This is a genomic window from Synechococcus sp. BA-120 BA3 (assembly GCF_034931285.1).
Taxonomy (GTDB): Bacteria; Cyanobacteriota; Cyanobacteriia; order PCC-6307; family Cyanobiaceae; genus Cyanobium.
This window is the reverse complement of the sequence record NZ_JAYGHZ010000124.1, coordinates 1-2,798: the sequence shown is the minus strand read 5'-3', so window position 1 is coordinate 2,798 and position 2,798 is coordinate 1. Positions and strand designations below refer to the sequence as shown.

The 2,798-nt window shown below is 70.2% G+C and carries 4 protein-coding genes; 2 read left to right on the top strand and 2 right to left on the bottom strand.

Annotated elements, in window-relative coordinates; all coding sequences use genetic code 11:
• Positions 1–463 (top strand): dephospho-CoA kinase (coaE, locus tag VB737_RS06265; RefSeq protein WP_500312044.1); only part of this gene is annotated, 463 nt, incomplete at its 5' end.
• Here coaE and VB737_RS06260 read toward each other — a convergent pair.
• Positions 417–968 carry a Uma2 family endonuclease gene (locus tag VB737_RS06260; protein WP_500312043.1) on the bottom strand — a complete coding sequence of 184 codons (552 nt, stop codon included), beginning with the start codon at positions 966–968 and terminating at the stop codon, positions 417–419. The genes coaE and VB737_RS06260 overlap by 47 nt on opposite strands.
• A gap of 31 nt (positions 969–999) precedes the next feature.
• Positions 1,000–2,496 (bottom strand): Asp-tRNA(Asn)/Glu-tRNA(Gln) amidotransferase subunit GatB, encoded by a 1,497-nt coding sequence (gene gatB / locus VB737_RS06255; protein WP_500312041.1) that lies wholly within the window; start codon positions 2,494–2,496, stop codon positions 1,000–1,002.
• Between the two features lie 110 nt (positions 2,497–2,606).
• On the opposite strand from gatB, the gene VB737_RS06250 reads away from it, so the two are divergent.
• Positions 2,607–2,798: FAD-dependent oxidoreductase (locus VB737_RS06250; protein ID WP_500312040.1), on the top strand; the 192-nt coding region annotated here is incomplete at its 3' end.

Genomic DNA, 2,798 nt, shown 5'->3' with positions numbered 1-2,798 from the left:
GGCGGGAGCGGGTGAGCCCGGTGCGCCGCGGCCGGCCCTGGACCGGGCGGCCCTCGGCCGGATCGTGTTCAGCGACGCCGCCGAGCTCCGCTGGCTGGAGCAGCTGGTGCATCCACTGGTGCGCCGGCGCTTCGCCGCGGAACTGGAGCGGCTTCGGCAGGCGCCGGCCGTGGTGCTGATGATCCCGCTGCTGTTCGAGGCGGGTCTGGACACGCTCTGCAGCGAGACCTGGCTGGTGGACTGCGACGAGGACCAGCAGCTCCAGCGCTTGATGGATCGGGACGGGCTCAGCGCGGCTGACGCCCGCGCCCGGCTGGCGGCCCAGTGGCCCCTGGCGCGCAAGCGGGCCCTGGCCACGGTGGTGCTCGACAACCGCGGCGGGCCGGAGACCCTGGCGCCGCAGGTGGAGGCGGCGCTCAGGGCCGGGGCAGTTCCCGCAGCACCGTCTCCACCGCCTGCCTGAGCGCCGCCAGGACGCCGGCATCAAGGTCCACGCTCTGCTCACGCACCACGTGCAGGCGCGTCGCCTGAACATCGATCACCCAGTAGTGGGGAATGCCGGCCGCGCCATAGAGGCGCGCCTTGGCCTCCAGGTCGAAGGCCAGGCTGCTGTCCGCCACCTCGATCACCAGGGCGGTGTCGGCGGCGGTGGGATGGGCGTCCCAGTAGTCGTCGTCGCGGCAGGCCACCAGGGCCAGATCCGGCTCGGGCTCATCGGTCGGGCCCAGGTCAAGCGGCGCCTCCACCCGCAGCTGCAGCGGCAACGCGGGAAGGGCCGCCAGGGTGGCCTGGATGGCAGCGATCAGCCGATGAACCACCGCCGTGTGGCGTGTCCCCTTGGCGATCACCTGCAGCACCTCCCCATCGATCAGCTCCAGCCGCTGCTCGGGCACCGCGTCGCAGAGCCGGTGGAACTGCTCCACCGTGAAACGCGCGTGGCGTTTGACAGCTGCGGGCGCCGAGGTCATGCCTTAACGCTAGTCAGCGCTGAGCGATCCCTCACCCCTTCAGCTGCTCGCTGAGGATCCGGTTGGCCAGTTTGGGGTCGGCGCGGCCGCCGGTGCGCTTCATCAGCTGCCCGACGAAGAAGCCCTGCAGCTTGGTCTTGCCGCCGCGGAAGGCCTCCACCTCCTCCGGGTGGGCGGCCAGCAGCTCCGCCACGATGGCGGCGATGGCCGCCGGGTCGGAGATCATGCCCAGGCCGCGCGATTCCACGATCGCCTTGACCGAACCGCCCTTCTCGAGCAGTTCGGGCAGCAGGTCCTTGGCGATCTTGCCGCTGATGGTGCCCGCCTCGATCAGCTGCACCATCTCGGCCAGCTGCTCGGGTTTCAGCGGCAGCTCGGCGATCGACAGCCGGTTGGCGTTCACGTGGGCGGCGATGTCGCCGGTCACCCAGTTGGCCACGGCCTTGGGGTCGCCCCCGGCCGCCACCGCCGCCTCGAAGTACTCGGCCATCGGCCGCTCATCGGTGAGCACCCGGGCGTCGTAGATCGAGAGACCCAGGCTTTCGGCGTAGCGGTGGCGCTTGGCCGCCGGCAGCTCGGGCAGCTCGGAGCGCCAGCTTTCCCGCTGCGCGGGGCTCACCTCGATCGGCCCCAGATCCGGGTCCGGGAAGTAGCGGTAGTCGCTCGCCCCTTCCTTGCTGCGCATGCTCTTGGTGAGCTGCTTGGCCTCGTCCCAGAGGCGCGTTTCCTGCACCACCGGCTCACCGGCCTCATAGGCCTTGATCTGGCGGGCGATCTCGAAATCGATGGCCTTCTGGATCGCCGAGAAGGAGTTCATGTTCTTGATCTCCACCTTCACGCCGAAGGGGGCGTCCGGGCCCCGGCGCACGGAGATGTTGACGTCGCAGCGCAGGGAGCCCTCCTGCATGTTGCCGTCGCTGACGCCCAGATAGCGCATGATGCGGCGGATCTCCGAGGCGTACTCGGCCGCCTCCCGGCCCGTGCGCAGATCCGGCTTGGAGACGATCTCGGCCAGGGCCACACCGGCCCGGTTGTAGTCCACCAGCGAGTGGGTGGAGCCGGCCAGGCGGTCGCTGCCGGCGTGGACGAGCTTGCCGGCGTCCTCCTCCATGTGCAGCCGCTCGATGCCCACTTTCTTCAGGTAGGTCTCCTTACCCTTCTCGGCCACCTCCACCTCGATCCAGCCGTCCTCGGCGATCGGCTGGTCGTACTGGGAGATCTGGTAGTTCTTGGGCAGGTCGGGATAGAAGTACTGCTTGCGGTCGAACTTGCTGTGCTCGGCCACCTGCAGATTCAGGGCCAGGGACGCCTTGACCGCGTACTCCAGCACCTTCTGATTCAGCACCGGCAGGGTGCCGGGCAGGCCGCACACCACCGGGTCGATGTGGGTGTTGGGATCGTCGCCGAAGCTGGTGGAGGCGGCGGTGAAGATCTTGCTGGCGGTGCCCAGCTGCACATGGGTCTCCAGGCCGATCACAGCCTCCCAAGCGGCTTCGCCCTTGCCTTCTGCCCTGTTCCCTTCAGCCATGGTCGCGAGTCCTGCCGGCGCTGTCGGCCCCCCGCGCTCGGCCGGAGGCACTGGGGGCGATCCTAGGCAGCGGCAGGTGGCCGCTTGAATGGGGGTCTTCCGAGCTGGAGATGAGCGTCCTGGCTGGCCCCCCTCCCGACGCCGAACCGGTCCTGATCCTCGGCGGTGGCCTGATGGGCCTGGCCATCGCCCACCAGCTGGCCCGTCTCGGCCGCTCCGCCACCGTGCTCAGCCGCCGCCGCAGCGAGGCGGCCGGCTTCGTGGCCGCCGGCATGCTGGCCCCCCACGCCGAGGGGCTCAGC